The sequence below is a fragment of the Streptomyces sp. NPDC020597 genome (assembly GCF_044335095.1).
GTDB lineage: Bacteria > Actinomycetota > Actinomycetes > Streptomycetales > Streptomycetaceae > Streptomyces.
In genome coordinates this window covers 368,821-393,577 of the sequence record NZ_JBIRUL010000004.1, presented here as the reverse complement: position 1 = coordinate 393,577, position 24,757 = coordinate 368,821, and the positions used below count along the sequence as shown (strand labels likewise).

25 protein-coding genes and 1 pseudogene are annotated in these 24,757 nt (G+C 69.9%); 7 read left to right on the top strand and 19 right to left on the bottom strand.

Annotated elements, in window-relative coordinates; all coding sequences use genetic code 11:
- The first annotated feature begins 59 nt into the window (after positions 1-59).
- Positions 60-533 carry a PPOX class F420-dependent oxidoreductase gene (locus ACH4ZA_RS10395; RefSeq protein WP_319279619.1) on the top strand — a complete coding sequence of 158 codons (474 nt, stop codon included), beginning with the start codon at positions 60-62 and terminating at the stop codon, positions 531-533.
- 154 nt (positions 534-687) lie between these two features.
- On the opposite strand, the gene ACH4ZA_RS10390 is transcribed toward ACH4ZA_RS10395, so the two are convergent.
- The 7 genes from ACH4ZA_RS10390 to ACH4ZA_RS10360 form a co-directional block, all read right to left on the bottom strand.
- Positions 688-1,458, bottom strand: a complete 771-nt coding sequence (locus ACH4ZA_RS10390; protein WP_319279620.1) for a TetR/AcrR family transcriptional regulator — start codon at positions 1,456-1,458, stop codon at positions 688-690.
- Between the two features lie 184 nt (positions 1,459-1,642).
- Entirely contained in the window at positions 1,643-3,871 is a 2,229-nt protein-coding gene (locus ACH4ZA_RS10385; RefSeq protein WP_398428827.1) for an ArnT family glycosyltransferase, read from the bottom strand.
- A complete protein-coding gene (locus tag ACH4ZA_RS10380) occupies positions 3,868-5,514 on the bottom strand; it encodes a glycosyltransferase (protein WP_398428826.1) in 1,647 nt (548 codons plus the stop codon). The genes ACH4ZA_RS10385 and ACH4ZA_RS10380 overlap by 4 nt, the downstream gene beginning before the upstream one ends.
- 14 nt (positions 5,515-5,528) lie before the next feature.
- A complete protein-coding gene (locus tag ACH4ZA_RS10375; RefSeq protein ID WP_398428825.1) occupies positions 5,529-7,151 on the bottom strand; it encodes a sensor histidine kinase in 1,623 nt (540 codons plus the stop codon).
- A complete protein-coding gene (locus tag ACH4ZA_RS10370) occupies positions 7,148-7,888 on the bottom strand; it encodes a response regulator transcription factor (protein ID WP_319279624.1) in 741 nt (246 codons plus the stop codon). The genes ACH4ZA_RS10375 and ACH4ZA_RS10370 overlap by 4 nt, the downstream gene beginning before the upstream one ends.
- A 260-nt stretch (positions 7,889-8,148) precedes the next feature.
- The gene (locus ACH4ZA_RS10365) at positions 8,149-9,096 is read right to left on the bottom strand and encodes a DUF2797 domain-containing protein (RefSeq protein WP_398428824.1); all 948 of its coding nucleotides are present in this window, start codon (positions 9,094-9,096) and stop codon (positions 8,149-8,151) included.
- Positions 9,014-9,442 carry an HGxxPAAW family protein gene (locus tag ACH4ZA_RS10360; protein ID WP_398428823.1) on the bottom strand — a complete coding sequence of 143 codons (429 nt, stop codon included), beginning with the start codon at positions 9,440-9,442 and terminating at the stop codon, positions 9,014-9,016. The genes ACH4ZA_RS10365 and ACH4ZA_RS10360 overlap by 83 nt, the downstream gene beginning before the upstream one ends.
- Positions 9,443-9,748: 306 nt before the next feature.
- Here ACH4ZA_RS10360 and ACH4ZA_RS10355 point away from each other — a divergent pair, with 306 nt between their 5' ends.
- Together ACH4ZA_RS10355 and ACH4ZA_RS10350 are read left to right on the top strand one after the other, a co-directional pair.
- The gene (locus tag ACH4ZA_RS10355; protein ID WP_319279627.1) at positions 9,749-10,186 is read left to right on the top strand and encodes a MarR family transcriptional regulator; all 438 of its coding nucleotides are present in this window, start codon (positions 9,749-9,751) and stop codon (positions 10,184-10,186) included.
- Positions 10,187-10,404: 218 nt separating this feature from the next.
- Positions 10,405-11,223 carry an SGNH/GDSL hydrolase family protein gene (locus ACH4ZA_RS10350; protein ID WP_398428822.1) on the top strand — a complete coding sequence of 273 codons (819 nt, stop codon included), beginning with the start codon at positions 10,405-10,407 and terminating at the stop codon, positions 11,221-11,223.
- A 32-nt stretch (positions 11,224-11,255) separates the two neighbouring features.
- Here ACH4ZA_RS10350 and ACH4ZA_RS10345 read toward each other — a convergent pair whose 3' ends face one another.
- From ACH4ZA_RS10345 to ACH4ZA_RS10310, 8 genes are all read right to left on the bottom strand, one after another.
- Positions 11,256-11,921, bottom strand: a complete 666-nt coding sequence (locus tag ACH4ZA_RS10345) for a DUF2637 domain-containing protein (protein WP_398428821.1) — start codon at positions 11,919-11,921, stop codon at positions 11,256-11,258.
- A gap of 134 nt (positions 11,922-12,055) precedes the next feature.
- On the bottom strand, positions 12,056-12,223 hold the full coding sequence (locus tag ACH4ZA_RS10340; RefSeq protein ID WP_319279630.1) for a hypothetical protein: 168 nt from the start codon (positions 12,221-12,223) through the stop codon (positions 12,056-12,058).
- Positions 12,224-12,745: 522 nt separating this feature from the next.
- On the bottom strand, positions 12,746-13,942 hold the full coding sequence (locus ACH4ZA_RS10335) for an HTTM domain-containing protein (protein WP_398428820.1): 1,197 nt from the start codon (positions 13,940-13,942) through the stop codon (positions 12,746-12,748).
- Positions 13,932-14,564: a DUF5819 family protein gene (locus ACH4ZA_RS10330; RefSeq protein WP_398428894.1), complete on the bottom strand. Its 633-nt coding sequence runs from the start codon at positions 14,562-14,564 to the stop codon at positions 13,932-13,934. Before ACH4ZA_RS10330 ends, ACH4ZA_RS10335 begins: the two co-directional genes overlap by 11 nt.
- A gap of 216 nt (positions 14,565-14,780) precedes the next feature.
- Positions 14,781-16,076 (bottom strand): ice-binding family protein, encoded by a 1,296-nt coding sequence (locus tag ACH4ZA_RS10325; protein ID WP_398428818.1) that lies wholly within the window; start codon positions 16,074-16,076, stop codon positions 14,781-14,783.
- A 529-nt stretch (positions 16,077-16,605) separates the two neighbouring features.
- Positions 16,606-17,115, bottom strand: coding sequence for a DUF5994 family protein (locus tag ACH4ZA_RS10320; RefSeq protein ID WP_398428817.1), 510 nt, complete (start codon positions 17,113-17,115; stop codon positions 16,606-16,608).
- Between the two features lie 6 nt (positions 17,116-17,121).
- Positions 17,122-17,322, bottom strand: coding sequence for a hypothetical protein (locus tag ACH4ZA_RS10315; protein WP_398428816.1), 201 nt, complete (start codon positions 17,320-17,322; stop codon positions 17,122-17,124).
- Positions 17,323-17,327: 5 nt separating this feature from the next.
- The gene (locus ACH4ZA_RS10310) at positions 17,328-17,981 is read right to left on the bottom strand and encodes a DUF5994 family protein (protein ID WP_398428814.1); all 654 of its coding nucleotides are present in this window, start codon (positions 17,979-17,981) and stop codon (positions 17,328-17,330) included.
- A gap of 824 nt (positions 17,982-18,805) precedes the next feature.
- Here ACH4ZA_RS10310 and ACH4ZA_RS10305 point away from each other — a divergent pair.
- Positions 18,806-19,069 carry a hypothetical protein gene (locus ACH4ZA_RS10305; RefSeq protein WP_398428893.1) on the top strand — a complete coding sequence of 88 codons (264 nt, stop codon included), beginning with the start codon at positions 18,806-18,808 and terminating at the stop codon, positions 19,067-19,069.
- A 447-nt stretch (positions 19,070-19,516) separates the two neighbouring features.
- Positions 19,517-20,758 carry a PP2C family protein-serine/threonine phosphatase gene (locus ACH4ZA_RS10300; RefSeq protein ID WP_398428813.1) on the top strand — a complete coding sequence of 414 codons (1,242 nt, stop codon included), beginning with the start codon at positions 19,517-19,519 and terminating at the stop codon, positions 20,756-20,758.
- 69 nt (positions 20,759-20,827) lie between these two features.
- On the opposite strand, the gene ACH4ZA_RS10295 is transcribed toward ACH4ZA_RS10300, so the two are convergent.
- Positions 20,828-21,700, bottom strand: coding sequence for a helix-turn-helix domain-containing protein (locus ACH4ZA_RS10295; protein ID WP_398428811.1), 873 nt, complete (start codon positions 21,698-21,700; stop codon positions 20,828-20,830).
- A gap of 200 nt (positions 21,701-21,900) precedes the next feature.
- Here ACH4ZA_RS10295 and ACH4ZA_RS10290 point away from each other — a divergent pair.
- Positions 21,901-22,033: pseudogene (locus ACH4ZA_RS10290) on the top strand (DUF3631 domain-containing protein); the annotation flags it as partial.
- 161 nt (positions 22,034-22,194) lie between these two features.
- Entirely contained in the window at positions 22,195-22,431 is a 237-nt protein-coding gene (locus ACH4ZA_RS10285) for a hypothetical protein (RefSeq protein WP_398428810.1), read from the top strand.
- Between the two features lie 247 nt (positions 22,432-22,678).
- On the opposite strand, the gene ACH4ZA_RS10280 is transcribed toward ACH4ZA_RS10285, so the two are convergent.
- The 3 genes from ACH4ZA_RS10280 to ACH4ZA_RS10270 form a co-directional block, all read right to left on the bottom strand.
- Positions 22,679-22,855 (bottom strand): hypothetical protein, encoded by a 177-nt coding sequence (locus ACH4ZA_RS10280; protein WP_398428809.1) that lies wholly within the window; start codon positions 22,853-22,855, stop codon positions 22,679-22,681.
- A gap of 353 nt (positions 22,856-23,208) precedes the next feature.
- Entirely contained in the window at positions 23,209-23,757 is a 549-nt protein-coding gene (locus ACH4ZA_RS10275) for a UTRA domain-containing protein (protein WP_398428808.1), read from the bottom strand.
- Between the two features lie 14 nt (positions 23,758-23,771).
- Positions 23,772-24,548 (bottom strand): GntR family transcriptional regulator, encoded by a 777-nt coding sequence (locus tag ACH4ZA_RS10270; protein ID WP_398428807.1) that lies wholly within the window; start codon positions 24,546-24,548, stop codon positions 23,772-23,774.
- Positions 24,549-24,757: the final 209 nt, after the last annotated feature.

Sequence of the window (24,757 nt, the reverse complement as noted above, 5' to 3'; positions counted from 1 at the left end):
GCGGGCGTAGGCGCAGCAGGGTCAGCCGGACCGGACGTGCCGCGGCCTAGGCTGAGGGCATGGCACCGAACATCGCGACGAACACCAAGGTCTCCCTGGACGAGCTGCTGGACTTCGTCCGTCCCCGCCACCGGGCGATCCTGTTGACCCGGCGTGCCGACGGCAGCCCGCAGGCGTCGCCGCTGACCTGCGGGGTCGACGACTCGGGGCGCATCGTGGTCTCGACGTACCCCGAGCGGGCCAAGACGCGCAACGCCAAGCGGGACGCGCGCGTCGGCGTCCTCGTGCTCAGCGACGACTGGAACGGGCCGTGGGTCCAGATCGACGGGGCCGCCGAGGTGGTCGACGCACCCGACTCCGTCGAACCGCTCGTGGAGTACTACCGCAACATCGCCGGCGAGCACCCCGACTGGGACGAGTACCGGCAGGCGATGCGGAAGCAGGGCAAGTCGATCATCCGGATCACACCGGAGCGTTGGGGCCCGGTGGCCACCGGCGGTTTCCCGGCACGCCTGGTCGACTCCGACGCGTAGGCCGTACGTACCCCGGCGGGAGGGGGGCTCCGCCGGGTCCGGTCCGTCAGCCGTGCTCGGGCGGTCGCGCTCGGGCGGTCGTGCCCGGGCGGTCGTGCCCGGGCGGTCGTGCCCGGTCGCGATCGGTCAGCTGCGCTCCGTCCGCCGCGGTCCGTCAGCCGCGCTCGGCCATCGCCTCGATGCCCGCGATCAGCAGGTCCAGAGCGAAGTCGAAGTCGCGCTCCCACATCTCCTCCACCGTGTCGCCGCCGCGGGCCGCCATGATGTCTTTGGCCTCCTCGACCACGTCGGCGGCCGGTCGGACCTGGCCGGCCTCGCTCATCGCACGGCGGAAGTAGTCGTCCGGGCTCATGCCGACGGCCGTGCAGCGGGCGAGGAAGTGACCTTCGACGGTGCCGAACCCGTACACGAACTGGAAGACGGCGGCGACGGCCGCGATGAGGCCGCGCGTCGGGACGCCGGTGCGGCGGACGACGCGCTGCACGACCCGGGTGAAGGCGAGGTGTTCGGGGCCGACGTTGAGGAACGTGCCGGCCAGCGGCGACAGCCAGGGATGCCGGACCAGCAGGTCGCGGTAGGCCCGGGCGAGTGCGCGCAGCTGGTCGCGCCAGTCCACGTCCTCGTCCGCCGGATCGGGCAGCAGCTCCGCCAACTCGCCGAAGGCGGCGTCCAGGGCGAGTTCGAGCAGGTCGTCCTTGGTGTCGACGTACCAGTAGACGGACATCGCCGTCACGTTCAGCTCGGCCGCAAGCCGCCGCATGGAGAACCCGGCCAGTCCTTCGGCGTCCAGCAGCCGCACGGCGGCCTCGGTGATCCGGTCCCGGTCGAGCCCGGAGGGCTTGCCCGCGCCACGGCCGCGGCGACGCGCCTTGCCCTCCAGCCACACGCTGGTGTGCGGGGCGGGGTTCTTGGCGGTCTCGGCCATCGCGCGGCACCTTCCTGAACTCCCGGTCACTGAGGACGATGCTAAGCGGCGGCCCTCGCTCCGCAGCGGTGCGGTCCCCACCGGGGCTGCGGTCACACCGTCCCGGAAGACGGAGACGGGGCGGTGGCACCGAGCCACCGCCCCGTCTCAGAAGCATTCGCAGAAACCGTCTCAGGAATCCGTCTCAGGAATCCGTCTCAGAAACGCTCGCCTTCTGGGTCAGGTCGTAGAAGGTGGACGAACCGACCGTCACCTTCTTGAAGTTGGCCTCGACCCACGAGGTGATCTGCGAGGACGTGCCACTGCCGCTGCCGCCCATGCCGCCGCCGGAACCGCTGCTGACGAAGTAGTGGATCTCGCCGTCGGCCACGTACTGCTTGAACTGCGCCAGCGTCGGAGACGGGTCCGTGCCGTTGAAGCCGCCGATCGCCATCACCGCCTCGCCCGTGGCGAGCTGGTAGCTCGCGGCGTTCTGCGCGCCGATCGCCGCCGCGGCCCACGTGTACTTCCCGGAGTCGGTCTCCAGCAGCTTCTCGGCTTCGGCGGAGACGCTCGCGCCGTTCAGCAGGCCGCCGACGCCACCGCCACCGCCCATGCCGCCGCCGTCACCGGTCTGCCCGCCGGGCATGCCGCCCTGCTGGTTCCGGCCCTGCCCCTGCTGTGTGGTGCCGTTGCCGTTCTGGCCCGGCAGACCGCCGCCGGGGAAGCCGCCGGTGCCGCCGCCCTGCCGGCTCTGGCCGCCCTGGTTCTGGCCCTGGCCCTGGTTCTGCGTGGTGCCGTTGCCGTTCTGGCCGGGCATGCCGCCGCCGAAGCCGCCCCGGCCGCCGCCCGGGCCGCCGCCCATCATCCCGGCGCCGGCCGGACCTGCGGTGACGATGGAGCCGGTGTGACCCTGCTGCAGCGTGCTGACGGTGTACGCCGTCGGTCCCGCCAGCGCGGCGACGAGGCCGACGGAGGCCGCCGCCAGGGCGAGCCGCCGGTTGATGCGGCCCGCGAAGACCAGGCCGAGCGCGGCGGTCAGCCCGCCGACCAGCACCGGCCACTTCAGCCAGGGCAGATAGTCGGAGGTGCGGTTGAGCAGGACGTAACTCCAGGCCGCCGCCGCCACGACCGAGGCCGCGAGGGTGAGCGAGGCCCAGATCTCGGACCGCTTCTCCCACAGGACGCCGACGCCCATGCCGATCACGGCCGCCATGTAGGGGGCGAGGGCCACCGTGTAGTACTGGTGGAAGATGCCCGCCATGTAACTGAAGACGGCCATGGTGATCAGCAGGGAGCCGCCCCAGACCAGGAACAGGCCCCGGGTCGTCGACGTCCGCCCCAGTTTCCGGGTCGCCACCAGACCGCCGACCAGCAGGACCAGCGCGGCCGGCAGCAGCCAGGAGATCTGGCCGCCGATCTCGGAGTTGAACATCCGGTCCCAGCCGGTCTCGCCCCACTGGCCGGTGTTCCCGCCGCCACCACCGCCGCCGACGCTGCCGGTCTCCTCGCCGTTGAGACGGCCGAGACCGTTGTAGCCGAAGGTCAGCTCCAGGAAGGAGTTGTTCTGCGAACCGCCGATGTACGGGCGGGAGGAGGCCGGCCACAGCTCGACGGCCGCGACCCACCAGCCACCGGACACGATCAACGCGCCCGTGGCGGCGGCCAGTTGACCAAGCCGCTTCCTCACCGGCACCGGCGCGCAGACCGCGTGGACGAGCGCGAGCGGCGGCAGGATCAGGAACGCCTGGAGGGTCTTGGCGAGGAACGCGAAGCCGATCGCGACCCCCGCCCACACCAGCCACTTCGTCCGGCCGTCCTCGACCGCGCGAGCCGTGAAGTAGCAGGCCACGGCCATCAGGAGGGCCAGCATCGCGTCCGGGTTGTTGAACCGGAACATCAGCGCGGCGACGGGGGTCAGGGCCAGCACCGTGCCGGCGATCAGACCGGCCGCGGGGCTGAACCGGCGACGCACGGAGGCGTAGACGACGGCGACCGTGCCGACGCCCATCAGCACCTCGGGCGCGAGGATAGCCCACGAGTTCAGGCCGAAGATCCGCACCGACAGCGCCATCGGCCACAGCGAGGCCGGTGGCTTGTCGACGGTGATCGCGTTGCCCGCGTCCAGCGAGCCGAAGAACATGGCCTTCCAGCTCTGACTGCCGGCCTGGACGGCCGCCGAGTAGAAGGAGTTGGCATAGCCGGAGGCGCTCAGGTCGTAGAGGTAGAGGAGGAGGGTGGCGGCCAGCAGACCGAGGAAGGCCGGGCGGGCCCAGCGCGGGTCCTCGGGGCGGCCCCGCCACAGCCGGCGGAACAGGGGCTGCCTCGGCTCACCCGAGCCGGGGGCCGGGACGACGGTTTCCCGCGTGGACGTCGGGGAGCTCTCGGGCGGCGCGCCCCAGGCGGCCGCCGGCTGATCGAGGTGGGTGGTCATCGGGCGTCCCCCGGGTCGGTGTCGTGGGGGCGCACCGGCTGCGTCCGCAGGGTGGGGTCCGCCCAGGCGCCGTCCGCGGATTCACCGGCGCGGAAACGGGTCGCGTGGCGTGCGGTGCCGTGCGGACGGGCGACCGGCCGCTGCGTCGGGCCCGAGCGCTGGGGCAGCGGGCCGAAGTGGTCACCGGCCTGCGCGGACGTCGTCGTCCGGTACGTCGTCGGGGGTGTGGTGGGCGGGTACGTCGCGGGAGGCGTGGTGGGAGGGTACGTCGCGGGAGGCGTCGTCGACGGGCCGACGTCCGCGGTCGGGTACGTCGCTGCGGACGAGCCCGCTGGAGCGGCGGGGGTCCCGGCGGGGGCGGGGGTGCCGGCGGTGCCGGTCGTCGTCGCCGCGTCCTCGCCATCGCGCCGGTCGGGGAACACCCACACGCGGAAGAGCAGGAAGCGCAGCACCGTCGCCGCGAGGTTGGCCGCGACGAGGACCGCGAGCTCGGTGAGATGCGCGGGATCGGAGGTCGCCGCGTTCAGCGCGACGAGCGAGCCGCTGGTCAGCGCCAGGCCGATGCCGAAGACGACCAGCCCCTGAGCCTGGTGCTTGACGGCCCCGCCGCGCCCCCGCACTCCGAAGGTGAGCCGCCGGTTGGCGGCGGTGTTGGCGACCGCGGACACCAGCAGGGCGAGCGCGTTGGCGATCTGCGAGCCGCCGAACTGTCGGAAACCGCTGTAGAGAACGAGGTAGAAGAGGGTGGACAGACCGCCGACGACGCAGAACCCGACCAGCTGACGGGCCAGGCCTCCCGGCACGTCCTGGATCTCGCGGTCGCGCGGGTCGTCGCCGAACGGGCGGCGGAGCCGGTCGAGGGACAGCGAACCGGTGGCCAGGGCCTTGCCCACGCGCCACACCCCTTTCAGGTCGTCGGTCGCCGTCTTCACGATGTGCACCGTGGAGTCCGGGTCGTCGACCCAGTCGACCGGCACCTCGTGGATACGGAGGCCGGCGCGCTCGGCGAGCACCAGCATCTCAGTGTCGAAGAACCAGCCGGTGTCTTCCACCAGGGGCAGCAGAATCTGTGCGACGTCACGCCGGATCGCCTTGAACCCGCACTGCGCGTCCGAGAAGCGGGCCTGCAGTGAGCCGCGCAGGATCAGGTTGTAGGCGCGGCTGATGAACTCCCGCTTCGGCCCGCGCACCACCCGCGAGTCACGGGCGAGCCGGGAGCCGATCGCCAGGTCGGAATGACCGGAGATGAGCGGCGCCACCAGCGGAAGCAGCGCGTTGAGGTCGGTGGACAGGTCCACGTCCATGTACGCGAGGATCGGGGCGTCCGAGGCGGACCAGACGGTCCGCAGGGCTCGGCCGCGGCCCTTCTGCTCGAGCCGGACGTTCCGCACCTGGGGGATCCGCGCCTCCAGTCGGCGTGCCACCGAAGGGGTCGTGTCGGTCGACGCGTTGTCCGCGACGGTGATGCGGAAGGAGTAGGGGAACGTACGCGTCAGATGGTCGTGCAGTCTCTGGACGCATGGCTGGAGGTCCTTCTCCTCGTTGAAGACGGGGATCACTACGTCCAGGACAGGCGTACCGGCTGTGGCGGCCGGGAGGTGCTCCCGCGCCGGCAGGGTGCCGGGAGAAGAGTCGGTTCGCATGTCGTCGACTCTCGTCAGGCGCCCTGTCGCACCCATGTGGTGGCACTGTGCTCGACCTGTGAGTCGAGTTGCCAGTTCGTTTCGGGGGCGGGCTGGGGCGGGGTCGGGCCGAGCATGGGCAGGTGCACGGTGAACACCGTCTGTCCGGGCACGCTGTCGACGGTCACGGCGCCGCCGTGCGCGGTCGCGACAGCCTGCACGATGGCGAGGCCGAGGCCGGTCGAGCCGGACGCGCGGGAGCGCGAGGAGTCGCCGCGCGCGAACCGTTCGAAGACGTGCGGGAGCAGGTCGGGCGGGATGCCCTGACCGTCGTCCTGGACGTCCACGCACAGCCACGGGCCGCGCCGCTGCACGCGTGCGGTGACGGTGGTGCCGGGCGGGGTGTGCGTGCGGGCGTTGGCGAGCAGGTTGACGAGGACCTGCTGCAGCCGCGCCGAGTCGGCCGACACCAGGGCGGGCTCGTCGGGGAGTTCGAGGCGCCAGACGTGTTCGCGTCCGGCGGCGCGGGCGTCGCTGACGGTGTCGATGACCAGGGGGACGAGGTCGGTCTGCTCGAACTGCAGTGGGCGGCCCGCGTCGAGCCGGGCGAGCAGCAGCAGGTCCTCGACGAGGAAGGTCATCCGGCCGGCCTCGGACTCGATGCGGCCGAGCGCGTGCCTGGTGTCGGGCCCGACCTCCTCGCGTCCGCGCCGGGTCAGCTCGGCGTAGCCGCGGATGGAGGCGAGGGGCGTCCGCAGCTCGTGACTGGCGTCCGCGACGAACTGCCGGACGCGCATCTCGCTCTCCTGGCGGGCGTGCAGCGCGCTGTGGACGTGGTTCAGCATCCGGTTGAGGGCCGCGCCGACCTGCCCGACCTCGGTGTGCGGATCGGTCTCGGACTCCGGCACCCGCTCGCTGAGGTTGACCTCGCCGGTGTGCAGGGGCAGCTCGGAGACGCGGGTGGCGGTGGCGGCGACCTTGCGCAGGGGGCGGGTGGCGACGTTGACCATGACGATGCCCGCGAGACCGGCCGCGACGAGACCGGCGACGGTGAGGCTGATCTCGACGATGATCAGGGTGTTGATGGTGTTGTCGACGTCGGCCGTGGGGATGGCCACGTAGTAGGCGGAGGTGTCGTTGCTCGCGTACGTGACGAGGTAGTCGCCCAGACCGGGAATCGTCACGGTATGCGTTTTCCCGTCCCGGGAAACGGAGTTGAGCACCTTGCTCTGGGCTGTCGTGAGTTTCTTGCTGTTCATCGAGAAGTCCTGCGACTTCACGCCGCGCGCGGTCTCGGTGATGGTGCCGTTCACGACCATGGCCGCGATGGTGCTGTCCGACTGGGGGCCCTGGACCAACTGAGCGGGCGTGAGCGGCTGCCTCTGGCCCTGTGGCCGGCTGGGCGTGCCGGCGTCGTTCTTCGCCCGGCCGGGCAGCCCGTCGAAGTCGCCGTGGGGCGCGGCACGCGCCGCGACCTCGCCCAGTCGCCCGTCCAGCTGCCCGTACAGGTGGTCCCGCAGCACCAGAGTGGTCACCGTGCCGATCACCGCGCAGACCACGGCGATCAGGGTGACGGACACGACGACGAGCCGGGTCCGCAGGGTGCGCGGCTTCCCCGCTCGTCTCATCCGCGGACGCGGTCGTCGTCGTCCGCTCATGACACGGCGGGCTTGATCAGGTAGCCGGCCCCACGCCGGGTGTGGATCATCGGCTCGCGGCCGGCGTCTATCTTGCGCCGCAGGTAGGAGATGTACAGCTCGACGACGTTGGCCTGACCGCCGAAGTCGTACGACCACACCCGGTCCAGGATCTGCGCCTTGCTCAGCACCCGCCGCGGGTTGCGCATCAAAAAGCGCAGCAGCTCGAACTCGGTGGCGGTCAGATGGATGTTGTCGCCGCCCCGCGAGACCTCGTGACTGTCCTCGTCGAGGGTCAGGTCGCCGACGACGAGGACGGAGTCCGACCGCCGGTCGGCCGCGCCGGAACGCCGGATGAGCCCCCGCAGCCGGGCCACGACCTCTTCGAGGCTGAACGGCTTGGTGACGTAGTCGTCGCCGCCGGCGGTGAGACCGGCGATACGGTCCTCCAGGGCGTCCTTGGCCGTCAGGAACAGTACCGGGACGTCCGGCAGCTCACGCCGCAGCCGCCCCAGGACCGTCAGACCGTCCATGTCCGGCAGCATCATGTCGAGCACGACGGCGTCGGGGCGGAACTCCCGAGCGGTCTGGATGGCACCGGTGCCGTCTCCCGCACTCCGGATCTGCCATCCCTCGTAGCGCAGGGCCATGGAGAGCAGTTCGGTGATCGACAGCTCGTCGTCCACCACAAGCACGCGGACGGGGCTCCCGTCCGGCCTCAGCAGTTCGGTGCGCCCCTGGGGCGAGGTCGTGGTCATGGTGGCCACCCTGTCGGGGCCTGCTGAGAGCACTCTTTCACTTGTCTGTGAATTGCCTGAGAAACGCACAGGCGCCTCTCAGGGAGCACCTGGGAAACCCTTGGGGGCGCATTCCGAAAGCGGCGTCGTAAGCCCGATAGGGCAGCCCGGCGGTGATCCACCTGGACGACGCACAGTTTCGCGGTGCACCGAGAACCTACGCGGCGCCACGCCCGTCGGGGCCGCGCCCACCAGGGCCACACCCGTCGGGGCCGCGCGCGTCAGAACAGGCCGTCCTGGCGATGCTCGGCCACCCTGAACTGCCGGACCGGGAAGCTCACTTCGTCGCCCCCCGCGGGAACCAGCCGCCACCCCCGCATCAACCGTGTGTCGAGCACGACGACTCCACGCCGGCCGGCGGGACGAGGGTCGGCGGCGGAAGCAAGCTCGGCGACCGAGGGCGGACGGGCGGCCGAGGGCAGGTCGACGGCCAGATGCAGGTCGGGCCCGGCGGCCGCCACCAGCTCGCCGCTCACCGAGCCGCCGGGCACGAGTTCGCTCACCTCGCCGAGCGCAGCCGGTGCTTCGGCGAGCCCGAAGGCCCGTACGTGATCGACCGGTTGGAACGGCTCACGCTCCAACGACTCCGGCCAGCCGCCCAGTCGCACGGCCCGGCCGTACACCTCACGCAGCTCACCCGCCCGTTCCTCCTCCCCCGCGGGCAGCGCCGACCGCACCGCCCGCTTGACGGCGTACGGGACACGGTCCGGGACACGCAGTGCGGCCCGCAGCAGTTCCTCGGTGCGGCGGGCGGCCATCAACGGCCCGATCCCGAGCCAGCTGAAGCAGACGGCGCCCTGCTCCAGCAGTCGCACCGGCCCCCGCTCGGCGGCCGTGATCCCGACCTTGACGAGCCCGGGCCCGAACCAGGCGAGGTACACCCGGTACGGGCGCGGGTCGTCGGCGATCCCGTCCGCCGCGACGGAGTGCGCCCGGTCCAGCCGCGCGCACTCCTCGCACCGGGCACCCATGCTCCTCCCCGGCACGGCGGCCCGCACGGGACACGGGTGCCCCCGAGCCCCGACACACTGCCGCACACCGCCCGCCACCACACCGAACGAGACCCGTTTGCCCCAGGTCAGCGGGCTAGGACGGGCCCCGTCCCAGATCAGCGCCGGCCCCTCCGCCGACGACCACCGCAACCCCGCGCACTTCCATGCCTGTGCCATCACCCGCAACGGTAGGCCCCGCCGCCGACAACGCCGCGACGGCCGGACGCCCCCGCCCGGCGAGCCGGCACCCGACGCACCCGGGGTGGCCGTCCCGGGCCCACGGGTCCCGTACCCGCATCCCCCATTCCGACCTCGGGCGCACCCCGGGCGGCTTGCCCCACCCGGCGAGATGCAGACCCCAGGTGACCAGTGCGCTCAACCCGACGACGACGCCTCCGCCTACCAGCGCGAGCGCCGAGCCGACGCACACGCCGACGCCCATCGCGGAACCCCCGACGGCCACGATGGCCACGCCGGTCCATCCCGCGATCGTGTGCCCTTCGTCGTATCCATGCCCTGCCATGAATCCCTCACCATCTAAGAAGTTCAGGTTGGAAACCTCTTACAAGGTAAGACAAACGGAAAGCAGATAACAAGGACCCAGCACGAACCCGCCACCCGCACGTCAGCCCTCAGCCCTCAGCCCTCACCCGCCAACCCTCGGCTGCCGACTGTCGGCGGTCATCCGAGACACCGCCCGACGCAGTGCGGCCCACGCACCCGAACACCCCGGAGAGGAACCGGCCCCGCGATGACACCCGAGCCGCCGCCTCCGTCCCCCCACCCGTCCCCCCGCCCCGCCGCCACCCCGGCCCAAGCACTCTCGGCGATGGACGACCTCATCGCGACCAGCATGATCGGGCAGCAGGAGATGGCCCAGCGCCTGGGCCTGAACGTCACGGACCTGACCTGCTTCGCCTACGTCCTCCAGGCCGGCGAAAACCTCCTCACGGCCGGTGAGCTCGCGGCCCGCGTCCAGGTCACGACCGGCGCGGTGACCGGCATCCTCAACCGTCTGGAACGCGCCGGCTACGTCACCCGCCGTGCCGACCCTCAGGACCGGCGCCGGGTCCGCGTCGCGGCCGTCCCCGCGGCGGTGGCCAGGGCCTACGCCCTCTACGAGCCGCACTACGTCCGCCTGAACGCCCTCTTCGCCGACTACTCGCCGGAGGAGATCGCCGTCCTCACGGACTGGTTCACCCGCGCGACCGCCCTCGCCAACGCCTACCGCGAGGAGCTGCGCCTCCGGCACGACCCGAGCGAGTGACGCCCCGCGCCGTTCCGGGACGACCGGCAACCGTCAACGGCGCCCCGGCCCCTTCGACTTCGTCGACGCCGTCCACGAGCACCCCCAGCGCGGGCCCGTGCCGCCTTCACCTCTCTCCCTATTCAATGATGCGACTAGTCATTTTTTTGAGTAACCTCGAAAGGGAAGACGAAGAGGTGTTCCTCGCCGCGGCGACATGCGGGAAAGGCGGACGACTCATGCCGAGCGGGCACTACCTGCGCTACGTCGCCCTGGGCGACAGCCAGACCGAAGGACTGGGCGACGGAGACGACACCGTCGGCCTGCGCGGCTTCGCCGACCGGCTCGCCGAGCACCTCGCAGCCGTCAACCCCGGTCTCCAGTACGCCAATCTGGCCGTACGAGGACGCACCGCCGGGCAGGTCCGCACCGAACAGCTGGGGCCCGCCCTGGCCCTGCGCCCCGACCTGGCGACCGTCGTCGCCGGAGTCAACGACCTGCTCCGGCCCCGGTACGACGCCACGGAGGTCGCGGGCCACCTGGAGGAGATGTTCGCCGCGCTCACGGCCGCCGGGACCCGCGTGCTGACGCTGACCTTCCCCGACGTCGGAAAGATCATGCCTCTGGCCCGGCCCGTCAGATCCCGCGTCCTCGACCTCAACACCCGCATCCGCGCCGCCGCCGCCCGCCACGGGGTCACGGTCGCCGAGACCGGCCGACAGGCCGTCACCACCGACCCGCGGATGTGGACCGCGGACCGCCTGCACGCCAGCTCCCTGGGCCATGAACGGATCGCCGCAGCCCTCGCCCAGGCCATCCGCCTGCCCGGAACCGACGACGCCTGGACCCTCCCCCTCCCGCCACAGCGGGTCCCCTCGCGTCGGCAGGCCGCGGAAGCCGAACTGCGCTGGGCGGCCGCCCACCTCGGTCCCTGGCTCGGACGCCGTCTGCGCGGCCAGTCCTCCGGCGACGGCCGTACCGCCAGACGTCCCCAGCTCCTGCCCGTAGTCCTCCCGCCCGGCTCCGCCGCGAACACCGGTCGCCGGGAATCCCCGTAGAGACGACATCCCGCCCCCGGCCCGCTCGGCGGCTACTGGCGGTGCCGGCGCGTGGTCTGCCGCGGTGGCAGGGTCAGGGTGATCTGCCGGACGAGCTGCTGGAAGCAGGCGAGGGACGCGAGGGCCGGCAGGGAAGCCCCGGCGATTCCGGTGAAGGTTCTGTCCGCCTGCGCGATGCACAGCATTATCGCGACGGAGGAGAAGAGCAGGACGATGAACCACGAGTGGACGGCTCGACGCCGGTGCAGAGCGGTCCGGAGGATGGAGAGAGAGGCCACCATCCAGGGGCCGTACACGAGGAGAGGCCACGACGGAACCATTCCGTGGTCCCCTCCGGACGTGATGTTCTGCAGAGGCCTGTAAGCCACCATGCCGCCGAAGACGCTGACCATCGCCACGATGACGGCAACGAGTGCCACGATCACGAAACTGCCCGTCTGCAGCCACTTGAGCCGGAGCTTTCGGGCGGCAATCTTGCGATGGCCGGCCGCGGAGTTGCGGGGCGGCGGCACCTGAGCGGTGATCTGCGCGAGGCTCTCCATCGGGTCGATGAAGTCACCGCCGGGCGCGGACTCGCCGCGAGGCGGCGGCACCCTGGCCGCCTGCTCCGCCGTGACAGCCTCCTGCATGAGATAGGCGAGTTCCTCCACCGGATCCCAGCCCGGGTCGGGCGCGGCCGTGGGAACCCCCGTGTGCACGCTGTCGGCAGGTACGCCGTTCCATCCGGTGCCCGGCCCGTAGGAGTACGCGTCGGAATACCATTCACGCCGCGCGAAGGCGGGTTCCCCGTAGTCATGATTCACAGGAATGCGCCCGTCGGGCGAGGTCCACGTCACGGCCGGCCGGAGCGTTCCTGGCCGTTCCACCGCGAATCGAGTTCCTTCTTGATGCCCTCCAGCAGGGCGAGGAACTCGCGGAGCAGCGGCTCGGCAGCCTGACGCTCGGCCCACACACCGTCTTCGATCACGACGCCCTGCGCCGCGACCGCGGAGTATGTCACACCGGGCGAAAAGCTACATTTCCCCATTGCCAGATCATGGACCGCAGTCAGATTATCCATCCTCGCGTTGCGTCGAGGAAGACTCTGCGCCCTTGCTTTCGTCATATTCCGCTAACGGCGGCACCTCTCCTCCGGATGCGCGGCAAATGAGTGACACCGCCGTGAAGGGAATTACTGGGGAGAGCCTTTCGTCATTAATGTCATTCACGCACTCCGCACCTTATGAGCAGAGCGACTTTTCCGCTCAGACCTCCGATCAGAAATATGATTCCCCGGCCATCACCCTCGACTATGAACGGCCTCACCCACACAGGCGTCCCGCCGCCGCGCGAGGGCAGGGGAGTTCGTCTGGGGTCACGAGGGCCGGACGACCGGACGACGGACGGCCGGACAGTCGGACGACCGGACGACCGGACGGCCGACCGAGCCGGTGCAGATTGGCTCCTCGCCTATGGCGGCTTCTCTGCTGCTTCAGGCGGCTCGCTCCGCCGCAGGTCCTGTCGCCGTGTCGCCGTGGCGGGGTCAGTCGGCCGTTGTCAAGGGAGGCCTGGAGGGCGCGGGCTCGGCGGCAGGCGTGGTGTCTTCCCGCCCCGCCGGGAGCACGACTCGATGCTTCGAGCCGGGTGCGCCGCCCGGCCCTCCTTGCGCAGGTACGGCTCCGGGGCGTGCCGCTGGTCCGGGCGCCGACCGGCTGCCGTCCGTCCGCCGCAGCGCGCGTCGGCAGAGGTGGGGCAGGAAAGCGTAGAAGCGGTCGGGAAGGAACACGGCGTCCGCGACGATCATCGCTCCGGAGAAGAGAGGCAGCCCCATCAGCACGGCGATGCCGATGTGCATGCCCAGCAGCATGGTCAGGACGGCATACTTGAGCCTGCCGAAGAGCACGAACGGGAAGGCCACCTGCAGGAGCACGGTCAGGTAGCCGGCGACGGCGACCACGAGCGTGTGCTCGTCCACGAAGTGGGAGAGGGCGGGCCAGGGCCGGAAGAGCTCGAGGTTCAGCACGTAGTGCAGCGCGGTGCCGCCGCCCCAGGAGGCTCCCTGGACCTTGTACAGGCCGGCTGAACCGTAGAGGAAACAGACCTGCGCCGCGATCAGGAACATGCCGCAGTTGTGCACCACCGTGACCAACGTGGTGCGGGCGTCACGGAGTTGCCGGGCGAAGTGGCTCCTCACCGCGGCCGGCGCGTCGGCCGCGCGAAGCGTCTTCAGCCGGTCTCTGCGCGCGTCCAGGGACCAGCGCCGGCCGCACGAGGTGAGGACGAGGTAGAGAGACGTCAGCAGGACCAGATTGTCGCCCCCGTCCGTCATGAAGATCGCCCGGCTGTGGAACGAGGTCACGACGAGGGCGAAGAGGACCGACACGGCACGAGTACGCCAGCCCAGCAGGAACAGTGCGGCCGTGACCAGCGCCAGCGCGTAGCAGAGTTCGAAGTAGGCGCGGCTGTCGGACAGGGCCAGAACGCTGAACCAGCCCGTCTGCTCGAAGAGCTGGTGTGCCAGGGCGGGCGTCCACGGAGATCCGGGACCCCAGATCTCGTCACGATGCGGGAACTCGCGCAGCAGAAAGATCAGGTAGAGCAGTCCGTAGCCGATGCGCAGCACCGACGCCCCGTACAGGGACAGTGGGCGGCCGGTCAGGAGGGCCCACACGGCGGTGAGCCGCTCGGCGAGCCGCGGGACGACGCCGGCGGACGAGGTCCTCGGTGCCTCAGTTTCCACGGCGGGTCACCTTCCACCAGGGCAGGAGCCGGTTCTCCACCGGCGTGGGCGGGCGATTGCCGGCGGCCGGTCCCGGCACGGGGATGGGCAGCGTCACGACACGGAGCTGAACGAAGTCGAAGGTGCCGTCCTGGCGGGCGGCGGCCCGGTCCGCGGCGATGTCGCTCAGGTACTTCTGCATCATCAGCGCGCGCTCCGTGCGCGCCTTGTCGTCTCCTCCGTGCGAGTCGACGTAGCCGGCCCAGGCGCGACGCAGCATGTTCTGTGCGGTGTGGCTGGGGAACGGCTGATGCTCGACCGCTGAACGGTCCACGGCGGTCAGGTCGAACCAAGGACTCACCTGAACCGATCCGTCGGAGCCGGTCTTCGCGGTTCTCGCCAGAATCTGCCGGTTGACGGATTCGGGATCCGGAGCGAAAAGCCGCCAGTTCTGTTCGAAGAACGGATATACCCATGCATTGATCAGCGGGCTGTAACGTTTCGAGACGGTGTTGGCCGGCGCCACGTGGAGGAACACCAGAACCACGTGGAGAAGACTCGCTGCCAGACACAATGCCACGGCGGTGTACAGCCCTGCTTTCAGTGCACGGGCCCTTCTCGGTAACCCGGGGGAAGTGGCCATGGCATGAGGAAACTCCCGTGTGGCCGGACCGGAGTCGGACTGCTGGATTTCCTCCACGTCCGCTGAGTCGATTCCGCTCGACACCGCCTACCTGCCTTCTCCATCAGCTGTTCGCGCCCGGCTTCTCGCTGACTGCCACCGACGGCGCGCGGCGGACTCGTTGAGACTTCCGCCGCGCGCCGTCATCCGGTGAGCGGACTGACCGCCGTGCGCCGCCTAGCCCTGGTAGCCCTTCGGCACCCCGTCGTAGCCGTAGTTCTCGTCGGACTGCATGCCGTGGTCGCCCTTGCCGTGGTCGTCCTTGTCGTGGTGGTCGCCCTGGTCATCCTTGTCGTGGTCGTGCTTGCCGTGGTGGTCGTACTGACCCTGGCCATGGCCTTCCTGACCCTGCCCCTGACCCTGACCCTGCCCCTGCCCCTGGCCGTGGTCGTGGTTGCCGGGCCCGCCCTCGTGGTGCGGTCCGCCCGGCGCATGGTCGTGCCCGCCGGCGCCCTGTCCGCCGTTGGTGTTCCCTGCGGTGTTGCCCGCGGTGTTTCCGGTGTTCCCGGCGGTGTTGCCGGCAGTGTTTCCGGACGAGTTACCGGCGGTGTTCCCGGCCGTGTTGCCGGCCACGTTGCCCGAGGTGCCGCCGGTCCCGACGATCGGCCCGCCCAGGAGGCCTCCGCTGACGAGGCCGCCACCGAGGAGCCCGCCGCTGGTGGTCGTTCCCGCGGTGGTGCCCGTCGTGGTGCCGGTGGTCGTTCCCGTCGTCGTTCCGCCGGTGGCGGGGGTGGCGCACCCGCCGAGGAAGATCCGGTTGTTGTCGAGCGTCACGGCGCCGTTGCGCGCCAGTGCCCGCCCCTCGATGTTCGTCCCCGTCGTCACGCTGATCGAGGTCAGAGCCATGATGGTGCCCACGAAGGTGGACGTGGTGCCGAGGGTGGCGGAACTCCCGACCTGCCAGAACACGTTGCACGCCGAAGCCCCGTTGGTCAGGAGCACCCGGCTGGAGGTCGCCGTCGTCAGGGCTTCGGGGATCTGGAACACCCAGACGGCGTTCGGGTTGCCCGCGGCGTCCAGGATCAGGTCGCCGGTGAGTCCGACGCCGGAGACAGCGGTGTGAACTCCCGGAAGCAGCGTCTGTCCGTTGCCGATGGCCGCCGGAAGGGCGAAGTCCGTGGCCTGGCCGGCCGCGTTGTTGTACGCCGTGACCAGGTCGGCCTTGGCCTGAAGCGCGACGGCGTCGGCGGCGTGCACGGCACCGAGTACCTGGCCGGGCGGGAATCCGGAGATGGCCGGGTTCGGGTGCGTGCCGAGGTCGTGGCTGATCAGCGAGGGGCCGGTGTTGGTGACTCCCTGACCCGCCAGAACGGAGAAGCTCGCGGCCGTGGCCAGCGGCACCGGCGTGGCGATGGCGAGTGCCTGAGTCGGCGTCAGGGCGACCAGAACCGTGGCGATGGTCGCGGCGAGGGCGGAGGCCAGCACGCCGGACAGGGTACGGCGGTCAGCCGCTTGAGGGATCTTCAGCTTCATCAAAAGGCCATTTCCTGTGGGGGCAGTGGCGTACCGGGCCCTATTGATCACCCGGGATGCCGTGTCGCTGCCGCCGCATATTACGCAGCAATATCTCCGCGATTGCATGACCAGGCAGGGGAAAATCGCCCCTCATTCAGACAGCGCACAGTGCTGTGTAAATCATGAGATTCGTGATCCCGGCTCTGCGTCGGTTTCGAACGGGCGGCGCCCGGGGAGCCGAATGGCCCACGCCGGGCGCCGCACGGGCGGTGTTCCTCAGCCGGGCCTCTGGAGGCGGTTCTCGTGGGCGAGACCGTCCGGGTGTGCGTCCGTATGCGGCTCGAGCCCGAGGGGAAGGACCGGGGCTCGGAGCACCACGGGTCCGACGGCCGCAGAGACTGCCGGTCGGACGGCTGTCGAACCAGCCCGATGTCCTGCCGGCCCCACGACATGAAGGCGTCGCGGGCCGCCGAGTCGGCTTGTTCCACCTACGTCGCCCCGAGCGCGCGACCTCCGGCACCGAACCCGCGAGGTGCGACCGGCCGGGCTACCGACCGGGAGCGCCGGGCAGTACGGGCGTCCGGTCGGCGGGGGTGACGCCGGTGGTGGCGAGAATCCGTTCGGCCGAGGCGTCGTTGTCGTCCCGTACGGCCATGGCCATCGCGGCGCGAGCCTGCGAGGGAGCCGTCTGCGGAGGGATCACCAGGAACAAGAAGTGGTCCTGGTCGCCCCGAGTGACGATCATGGTGTCGTCGCTGACGGCGGACCAGTCGATGCGGACGGTACGACCGTCGACGACGAGCCGGCCCGGCCTCTCGTCCCAGGCGCCCGCATCGAGGCCGACACGGGCGAGTGGACCCAGCCGGGCGCTCAACACGGCGAGCAGTCCTGACAGTTGACCCCCGAGGTCACGTGAACGCGGCCACCACGCGCCGTCGAACGTCCCCGAGCGCCGGGGCGTCGTCTCCATCCGCAGGACCGCGGTGCCGGGGAGCATCGGCTCCCTGCCGGTGTCCGCCGGAAGCCCGACCGGGAGCAGGGGCATCGTCGGGATCACGGGAACTCACCTCATTCCCTTCCAGGTGCTGCGCCTCCGCCAGGTGCTGCGTCTCCGCCAGGTGCTGCGTCTCCGCCAGGTCGCCCCAGGGGCGGTCCTGGCGGAAGGCGGCGGTGCGATCGCGTGCTGCCGGTTCGCCAGGTGGACGATGAGCACACCCAGAGCGATCGTCACCATGACGGCGACCAGGGTCACGAAGGTCTCCATGGTCCTCACATCCCCATCAGCAGAGGACCGGGCCGCGACGGGTGCGACGGCTCGACGCCGCCCTCGGCCATGACTCCCGGGATCCGCGGACGCGCGGCCGGAACGCGGGCCCCCTGCCCTCCCTCCGAGTCCCAGACCGCTTCCCTGGCGCGGTCGGTCTCGTCCCTGGCGCGGTCGGTCTCGGGCGCCGTCCGCAGGCGTACGGCGGCCTCCTCCATCAACCGGCTCGCGGTCGACGTGCCCCGTGGGTCACTCGCGGCGGCCATCAGCCAGGAGGCCATGACGGGGTCCGTCCACGGCGGAACCACCAGCAGGTTCCAGCGGCCCGTGCGGTAGGAGAGCAGCAGCAGTTCGTGCGTGTCCTGCTCGGCCAGGAACCAGCCCACCTTCACGACGTGACCGGCGACGGGCACCTTGCGCGGGAGGACCGGCCACTGGGTGGGGTTCACCGTGACCCTGGTGATCCGCCCCCACAGCGGATCAAGTACCGCTGTCAGGATCGGCAGTTCCGCAGCCAGGTCGCGGGAACGGGGCCACCATGCGCCGTCCAGGAGAGCCGGCGCGGCACCGACGGGGGCCAGCGACAGGCGGGGAGAGGAAGAAGTGGTGGAGGACAGCCGATCATCGAGTATCGGCGAGAGGGAAATGGTCGCAGTCATGACGCGAACCCTGCCCCGGGCCGACCGCGGTCGGCCCGGCCTATGCGATCGCCGAAAACGACACGGGCATGGAAGCCGGTGCGCGGAATATCCTCGGTGCTTCGAGCCTACTCCCGGGCCGCGCCGAACGACCCGTGCCGTCGGCGGGGAAACCGTCGCCCCCTGTGCTCCTCCCCCGCACGGCCCGCACGGCCCCGCACGGCCCCGCTCCAAGGGCGCTGTCCGGAGAGGACGAGTGATCACCCAGCCGGAGGCGCGGCAAACGGTGCCCGGTATCGAGGCGACGTCCCCGCACGGCGACCCGGACGGCGCACCGCCCGTGAGAACGGCTGGTCACCCGCACCCACAGGGGCTTCGGGCGGAGTAGGGTCGAAGTACCGGGAGCACTTCGCGCACCGACTTCCATGCCGGTGCCGTTCTCGGCGAGCGACAGGACCGGAACGTCCAGGACGAGCCCGGGGACAGGTTCGCGCCATGACCGCGACCAGCGGAGGTACGACCCCCACCGAACAGGACCGCCCCGGCGCGCTCGGCCCGAGGGAGGTGAGGACGTGGAGATCGTCGTCACAGCGGTACTGATCATCGCCGTGATCGCCATGGGAATCGTCCTGATCCATCAGCTCAACGCGCAGCACGACGCAAGGATCGCGGCGTACCACTACAGCGAGGCGCTGCCGGGAACCGGCCGCCTGTGGGCGAAGAACCGACGAGCGGCGAAGCCTTCCGCGTCGCCCGCTGTCGACGACGCCGAGCAGGGCGGCACCGCGGATGACGCGGCCCGCTCTCCGAGGGAAGCCGTGAGCGGGCAGGAACGGCTTCACGCCGTGGAGTCACCGGACCCGCCCCCTGCCGGGAACGTCGACGTGCGTCTCGTCGCCTCGTCCCCGGAAGCCGCGCGCCAGGTCGCGGAGGTTCTCCGCCGCTGCTTCGCCTCGTCGGAGCAGCGCAGTTATCCCGTCGGCACGGTGGCCGGCGGAACCCGCCTCCACCTCACGGTGGACACCGCTCGCGCAGCCGAGCCTGCACGCTCCTGGCTGATCACCAGTCGGTCCTCCGGAAACGGCCGTACGCAGACCGACGAAACCTGACCGACGAGAACCGAAAAGCGCCATATGCCCTGAATGTGCACCAGGGCTACCATGAAAGCGGGTCGGCACACGCTCACGTGCGATCGGCCCGTAAGGGCGACCCCGGTGTCTCTACGCCGGGGTCGTTGAAGCACGACGGACACCGCCGCTGGGAGCAGTGCATGATCCGCTCCGCTCCATGGCCACCGCCGGCCCGTTCCATCAAGACCGGTTTCCCTGACCTGGCCCGCTCATCGGTCGACGTGCTCCCGCCCCGGCCCCGCCCCACCCCCAGCCGCCCAAGGCTCTTGCGGTGACCTGTGTTCGGGGCGACATGCCGCCCCATGGCGTAATCGGCTCGTCGCGCCGGTCGGCGATGCGAGCCTGTGCCGGTCGACTGCGTCGTGCCGCGCTGCTCGCCGCCACTCCGTGATACCCCCTGTCCGGGACGAAGGAAAGAAGACAGCGATGACGGACGGTGGGCGGCAGCCGGACCGGGTCGGGGTGGACCGGTCGGAGGGATTCGGCGAACGGCTGTTGGGAGTGCTGCTGGACCGCGCCCACGAGATGCCGCCGCAGTTGATCGCCCCACTCGTCGCGGAAGAGGTGGCCAGGGTCGGGGGACGGGACGTCTCCATCCTCCTGCAGGACTACGAGCAGGTGCTGCTGGTGCCGCTGCCGGGCCGGAGGCTGAAGCTCGGCGGCCCCGAGCCGGTCGAGAACTCCCCCGCAGGCGACGCGTTCCTGAGCCGCAGAACCGTGGAGGTGCCACAGGCCGGCAGTGTGCGGATGTACCTGCCGCTGCTGGACGGCAGCGACCAGATCGGGGTGATGGCCGTCACCCTGGACAGCGTCGATGACGACGACCGGCGATTGCTGCGCAGACTCGCCGGCCTGGTCGCGGACATGATCGTCACCAAGGACGCCTACACCGACCAGTTCTTCCAGGCCCGCCGCAGTGCCCCGATGAGTGTGGCCGCGGAGATCCAGTGGTCGTTGCTGCCCCCGCTGTCGATGACGGTGCCGCAGGTCGAGGTGGCCGGCATCCTGGAGCCCGCCTACGACGTGGCCGGCGACAGCTTCGACTACGCCCTCAACGGCGACATCCTGCACGTGGCCATGATCGACGCGATGGGCCACGGACTGGACGCGGCGACCATGGCGACGGTGGCCATCGGCGCCTATCGCCACACGCGACGGGCCCATACGGATCTGTCCCAGGTGTATGCGTTCATGGACAGGGCCATCAATGAGCAGTTCGGCTCCGACCACTTCGTCACCGCTCAGATGATGATCCTCGACGTCACCACAGGCCGGCTGCAGTGGGTCAACGCCGGCCACCCGGCTCCCTTCCTGATCCGTGACCGCGCAGTGGTGGACCGGCTGGAGAGTCCGACCACGCTGCCGGTCGGCTTCGGCGGTGAGGAGCCGGTGGTCAGCGAGCGGATGCTGCAACCCGGGGACCGGTTGCTGTGCTTCACCGACGGCCTGTTCGAGGAGCACCAGGCCGGTGGAGAACAGTTCGGTGAGGAACAGTTGATCGAGTGGACCAATCGGATCCTCCGCGACCGCCCCCAGGTACGGGCCGTGGTACGAGCGCTCTCCCACGCCCTGAAACGGGAACGCGGCGGCACCACGACCGACGACGCGACCATCTTCCTCATCGAGTGGCGAGGCGGCGACGCCCATCACCTCGCCACCCTCGATTGAGCCCGCCGACCGTCCGCCGGCTCCCTCATCGAAGCCTGCCGCTGCCCCGTGGTCCGTACGCGAGGTCGCTCAGGACGGGATCGGCGCGTCGACGTACGTCCTGGCGATGTCGGTGATGAAGTCGCGGCTGCTGTCCGGGGTGAGGGCCTGCGCCTGGAGGTGGCTGTACCTCACGTGGTAGTGCCGCACGTCGGACGGCTTCTCCAGGCAGAGATCGCTGCCGAACCGCTCCATGTGCACCACCCCCGCCTCGGGACTGTCGGCGAACCGCAGGATGGTGAACGGCCCTGACAGACCCGGATGGGCGCCGGCCGTATGGGGAAGGACCTGCACCGTGATGTGGGACTCCGCGCTGAGTGCCTTCACGTGCTCCAGCTGTTCACGCATGACGTCCGGGCCTCCGACGACTCGGCGCAGGGCCGATTCGTCGATGACCACCCACAGGCGCAGCGGGCAGGCCAGGTCGTAGATCCGGTGCTGGCGGCGCAGCCGCACCTTGAGCTGCGTGGCGGATTGTTCGGCAGACAGCCGAGGGATGGTTTCCCCGATGACTGCCTGGGCGTAGCCAGGGGTCTGCAGCAGATCGGGCACCATCATGGGCGCGTGGATGTGCAGGGAAGCGGCGTCCGTCTCCAGGCCGATGTAGACGCTGCCGGAGAGTTCGCCATACGGGTGCCACCAGCCCCGCTCACCGGATTCCCTGGCCATCTCCATCAGGGAGTCGATGACCTGCTGGTCCGTCACTTCGTAGATCACGCACAGGTCGCGCACATCACGGGGGCTGATGGCACGGTTGCCGTTCTCCAGATGGCTGATCTTGGGCTGAGAGACCATGAGCCGCTCGGCCACTTCTGTGCTCTTCAACCCACGAAGCACGCGGAGCCGGCGCAGCTCGGCGCCGAGACGGCGTCTCCTGACAGTGGGATTGGTCTTCGCCGCCACGCGCGGTGTACCTCCGGGTCCAAACGGGTGTGTCGGCACGCAGGTTGCCATGGCACGAGGGTTGGCGGTGATGCGCAATGCCGCCGTGATCGCCGGCAGCCGAAACGGACTTTTACGTTGGCAATTGCCTTGGCCACAAGACCCCCGCGATGAGCAGCCGGCGTCCCCTGCGGGCGAGGAGGAACCCGAGGGGCGGACACCCCGACGGGGTCACCGACCGTCCGGAGGACGTGTGGGAAACCCTTGCTCGCCGTCACGGACGCAGCCGGGGCGACCGGCCCCGGCTGGACCCGCGAAGCCTGCCTGACCCTGGTCAAGGCCACCCGCGCCGACCAAGTGACAGCCCGCCCCGGGCCACCCGGATCAGGGCCACGCCCGGACCCGGGTCTGAGAGTCAGCCGAAGTCCGGAGTAACCCGTGGCGCGCCCCACAGTTGTCAGGTTGATCAGGTTGGCCGGTCGACGCCCGGCGACCTGCAACCACATGGAGGAAAGATGGCCACCCTCACCACCGCGCGGCGGATCACGGTACGCACGACGACAGTCGCCGGTCTCACAGCGGGACTCTTGATCGTCGGCGTCGTGGGCGCCCAAGCTGCCGACGCTCTGGCCCCGGCCGCTGGCTCCGGTCTTCTGGAGAGCCTGCTCCCGCAGGTCAGCAACATCCTGTCGGGCGTCCAGAGCGGTAACGCCATCAGCACGCTTTTGCCTAACGGCATCCTCGGCGGCTGAACAGCCCGTTCCGTGGCGTTGACGTCACCCGTTCACGTCAAAGGCCCCGCCGGATGAACCGGCGGGGCCTTTGACCCGTGTGCACTCGGCAGGATTCGAACCTGCAACCTTCTGATCCGTAGGCGCGTTCACTCCGAATGCGCATGACGCCGACCAGCCATTCAGCACCGACAGTCCACGCTCGTGGACCGTTGTCGGGCCACCGCTGTGTGCGGGTGTGCGTGGCTGTTGATGTCAGGTGTTGATGTCAAAGCAAGGGATCTTTGTTTTCGGTCTTGTTGGTCACCTGACCGGTAACCCCGAGCCCAACAAAGAAGGCCAGCACGGCAGTAACCCATTGACCGTCCGTGATGGTGCCAAACCCTGTGTTCTCTCCCTGTAGCGCGGTGGCGAGTGACGCCAGGAAGGCGATCAGGGCGCTCACCAGGGCCGAGAAGACAGCTTTGGCATGTACGCGGACGAAGTTCCGGGTAGGGCTCGGAGTGGAACCGCTCACAGTTTCCCATTCCCCACAGTCGACGCATTGTGGACATTTACATTCATGCAGGGAGGGGGTCAACGGAGTTGCTAACACGCACTCACGCCCAAATGCGTACGCACGATGACACCGATGGGTGCACAAGGCCTCCCCTGACCTCGGCAGTCTGTGGCCTCATGCAGGGGTGTGGGTCCGTGACGTGTGCCGGCGTACGTGGCTGTCGATGTCAGCGGAGCCAACAGCGGCGCAGGAACGGCGACGGCCCGCACCGATGGTGCGGGCCGTCGATATTCGCAAAATCAGCTAATGGGCGCGCTGTAACGCAGAACCCAACCGGGGCTGGGCCGGTGGACGGTGACCTCAACGGCGCGACCGGCCTTCGTGTAACCGGTGTGCGTGATCTGAAGCAGGTTGCTGCCGACCTCGACGCCGAACGCCTCTGCCTCGACCGAGGTCGCCGCGTACAGCGTGATCTCTTCGATCGCTTCGGTCTGCTCGTACCCCGCGTCGCGCATCCGGCTGATGATGCCGCCGAGACCCGGGTCCGGGTTCTCGATGCTCGCGGCCTCTGCCACATCCACGGGTACGTACGAGTCGGCGAGCTGGACCAGGCGGTCACCGTCGTACATGTGCCTGGCGCGGATCACGGTCTGATCTGTGCGCTCGATACCGAGGAGTTCGGCGACCTGAGAGGGCGCGGTGTCGCGACGAATCGCGGTTTCCACACGGGGAGTGCCCCCGAGCCGCTTGATCTCGGTCTCGAACGCACCACGGCTTTCGCCGGCCTCGCGACGCGCCGTGCGGTAGCGCTCAGTGGCGTCGCGGACGATGGCGGTGTTGCTGCTCACGTCGGTCTTTCCTCTCAGACGGCGGGCTGGTCGATGGGCCACTCATAGCTGAGTGACCAGAGGGTGATGGGCATGACGTGGACGCAGACTTCCACGGCCCTGCCGCTCTCGGTCAGGCCGACATGGGTGATCTCGTAGACCAGCCTGTCGGCTGAAACGCCAAGCGACTCGGCTTCCTCTTTGCTAGGAGGCCGCACGTCCACGGACTCCCTGATACGGGTCTGCTGGTACCCGAGCTCAGCAAGGCGGGACTTGCTGCCGCCGTCCCCGGTGTCTTGCTGCTCAAGTTGCGTATCGAACGCCACATCGCCCGGGAAGTACGAGGTCGCCACCTGCACGACGGTGGCATCAGCGCGCATGACTCGAGCCCTGACGACAGCTTTCGCAGCGTGGTGGATGCCCAGGATTTGGGCAACTCGCTTCGGCGGCCGCTCCCGGCTGATCACGGTGGACGCGCTCGACGTCATCCCGAGCCTGGCAATCTCAGCCGCGAACGCACCGCGCGCGCCGGCCTCCTCTCGGGCCGACTTGATGTAGCGACCCGTTCCGTCGCGGTGGATCTTCCCGAGGATCGGAGACACGAAGGTGCCTTCGCCCCTGCGAGAAATGATCAGCCCTTCGTCTTCCAGCACCCGGTACACGTCGCGGACGGTCTGGTAGGCGACACCTGCGGATTCCTGGAGTTCCCGAACCTTCGGCAGTGCAGAACCCGGGGGGTACGCCCCCTCTCGAATCTTCGTCCGAAGCTCAGCGGCTAGCCGCTGAACCTTCGGAACCTTGGTCTCCTCCATGCCTGGCTCCCTCGATGTGTGCCTCACGCGCCCCCAGTCTTACAGAACTAGTCCTAGAAGGATAGCCGGGATCACTTCGGGACCGATCGGGCACGCCGCAGACTCTCTGAACTAGTTCTATTGACGCCCGCTCCAGAGCGTGCCTTAATCGTCACAGCGCACCGCAGAACTAGTTCAGCGGAGCGACAGGAGGGGCCCTCTTTGGGCTG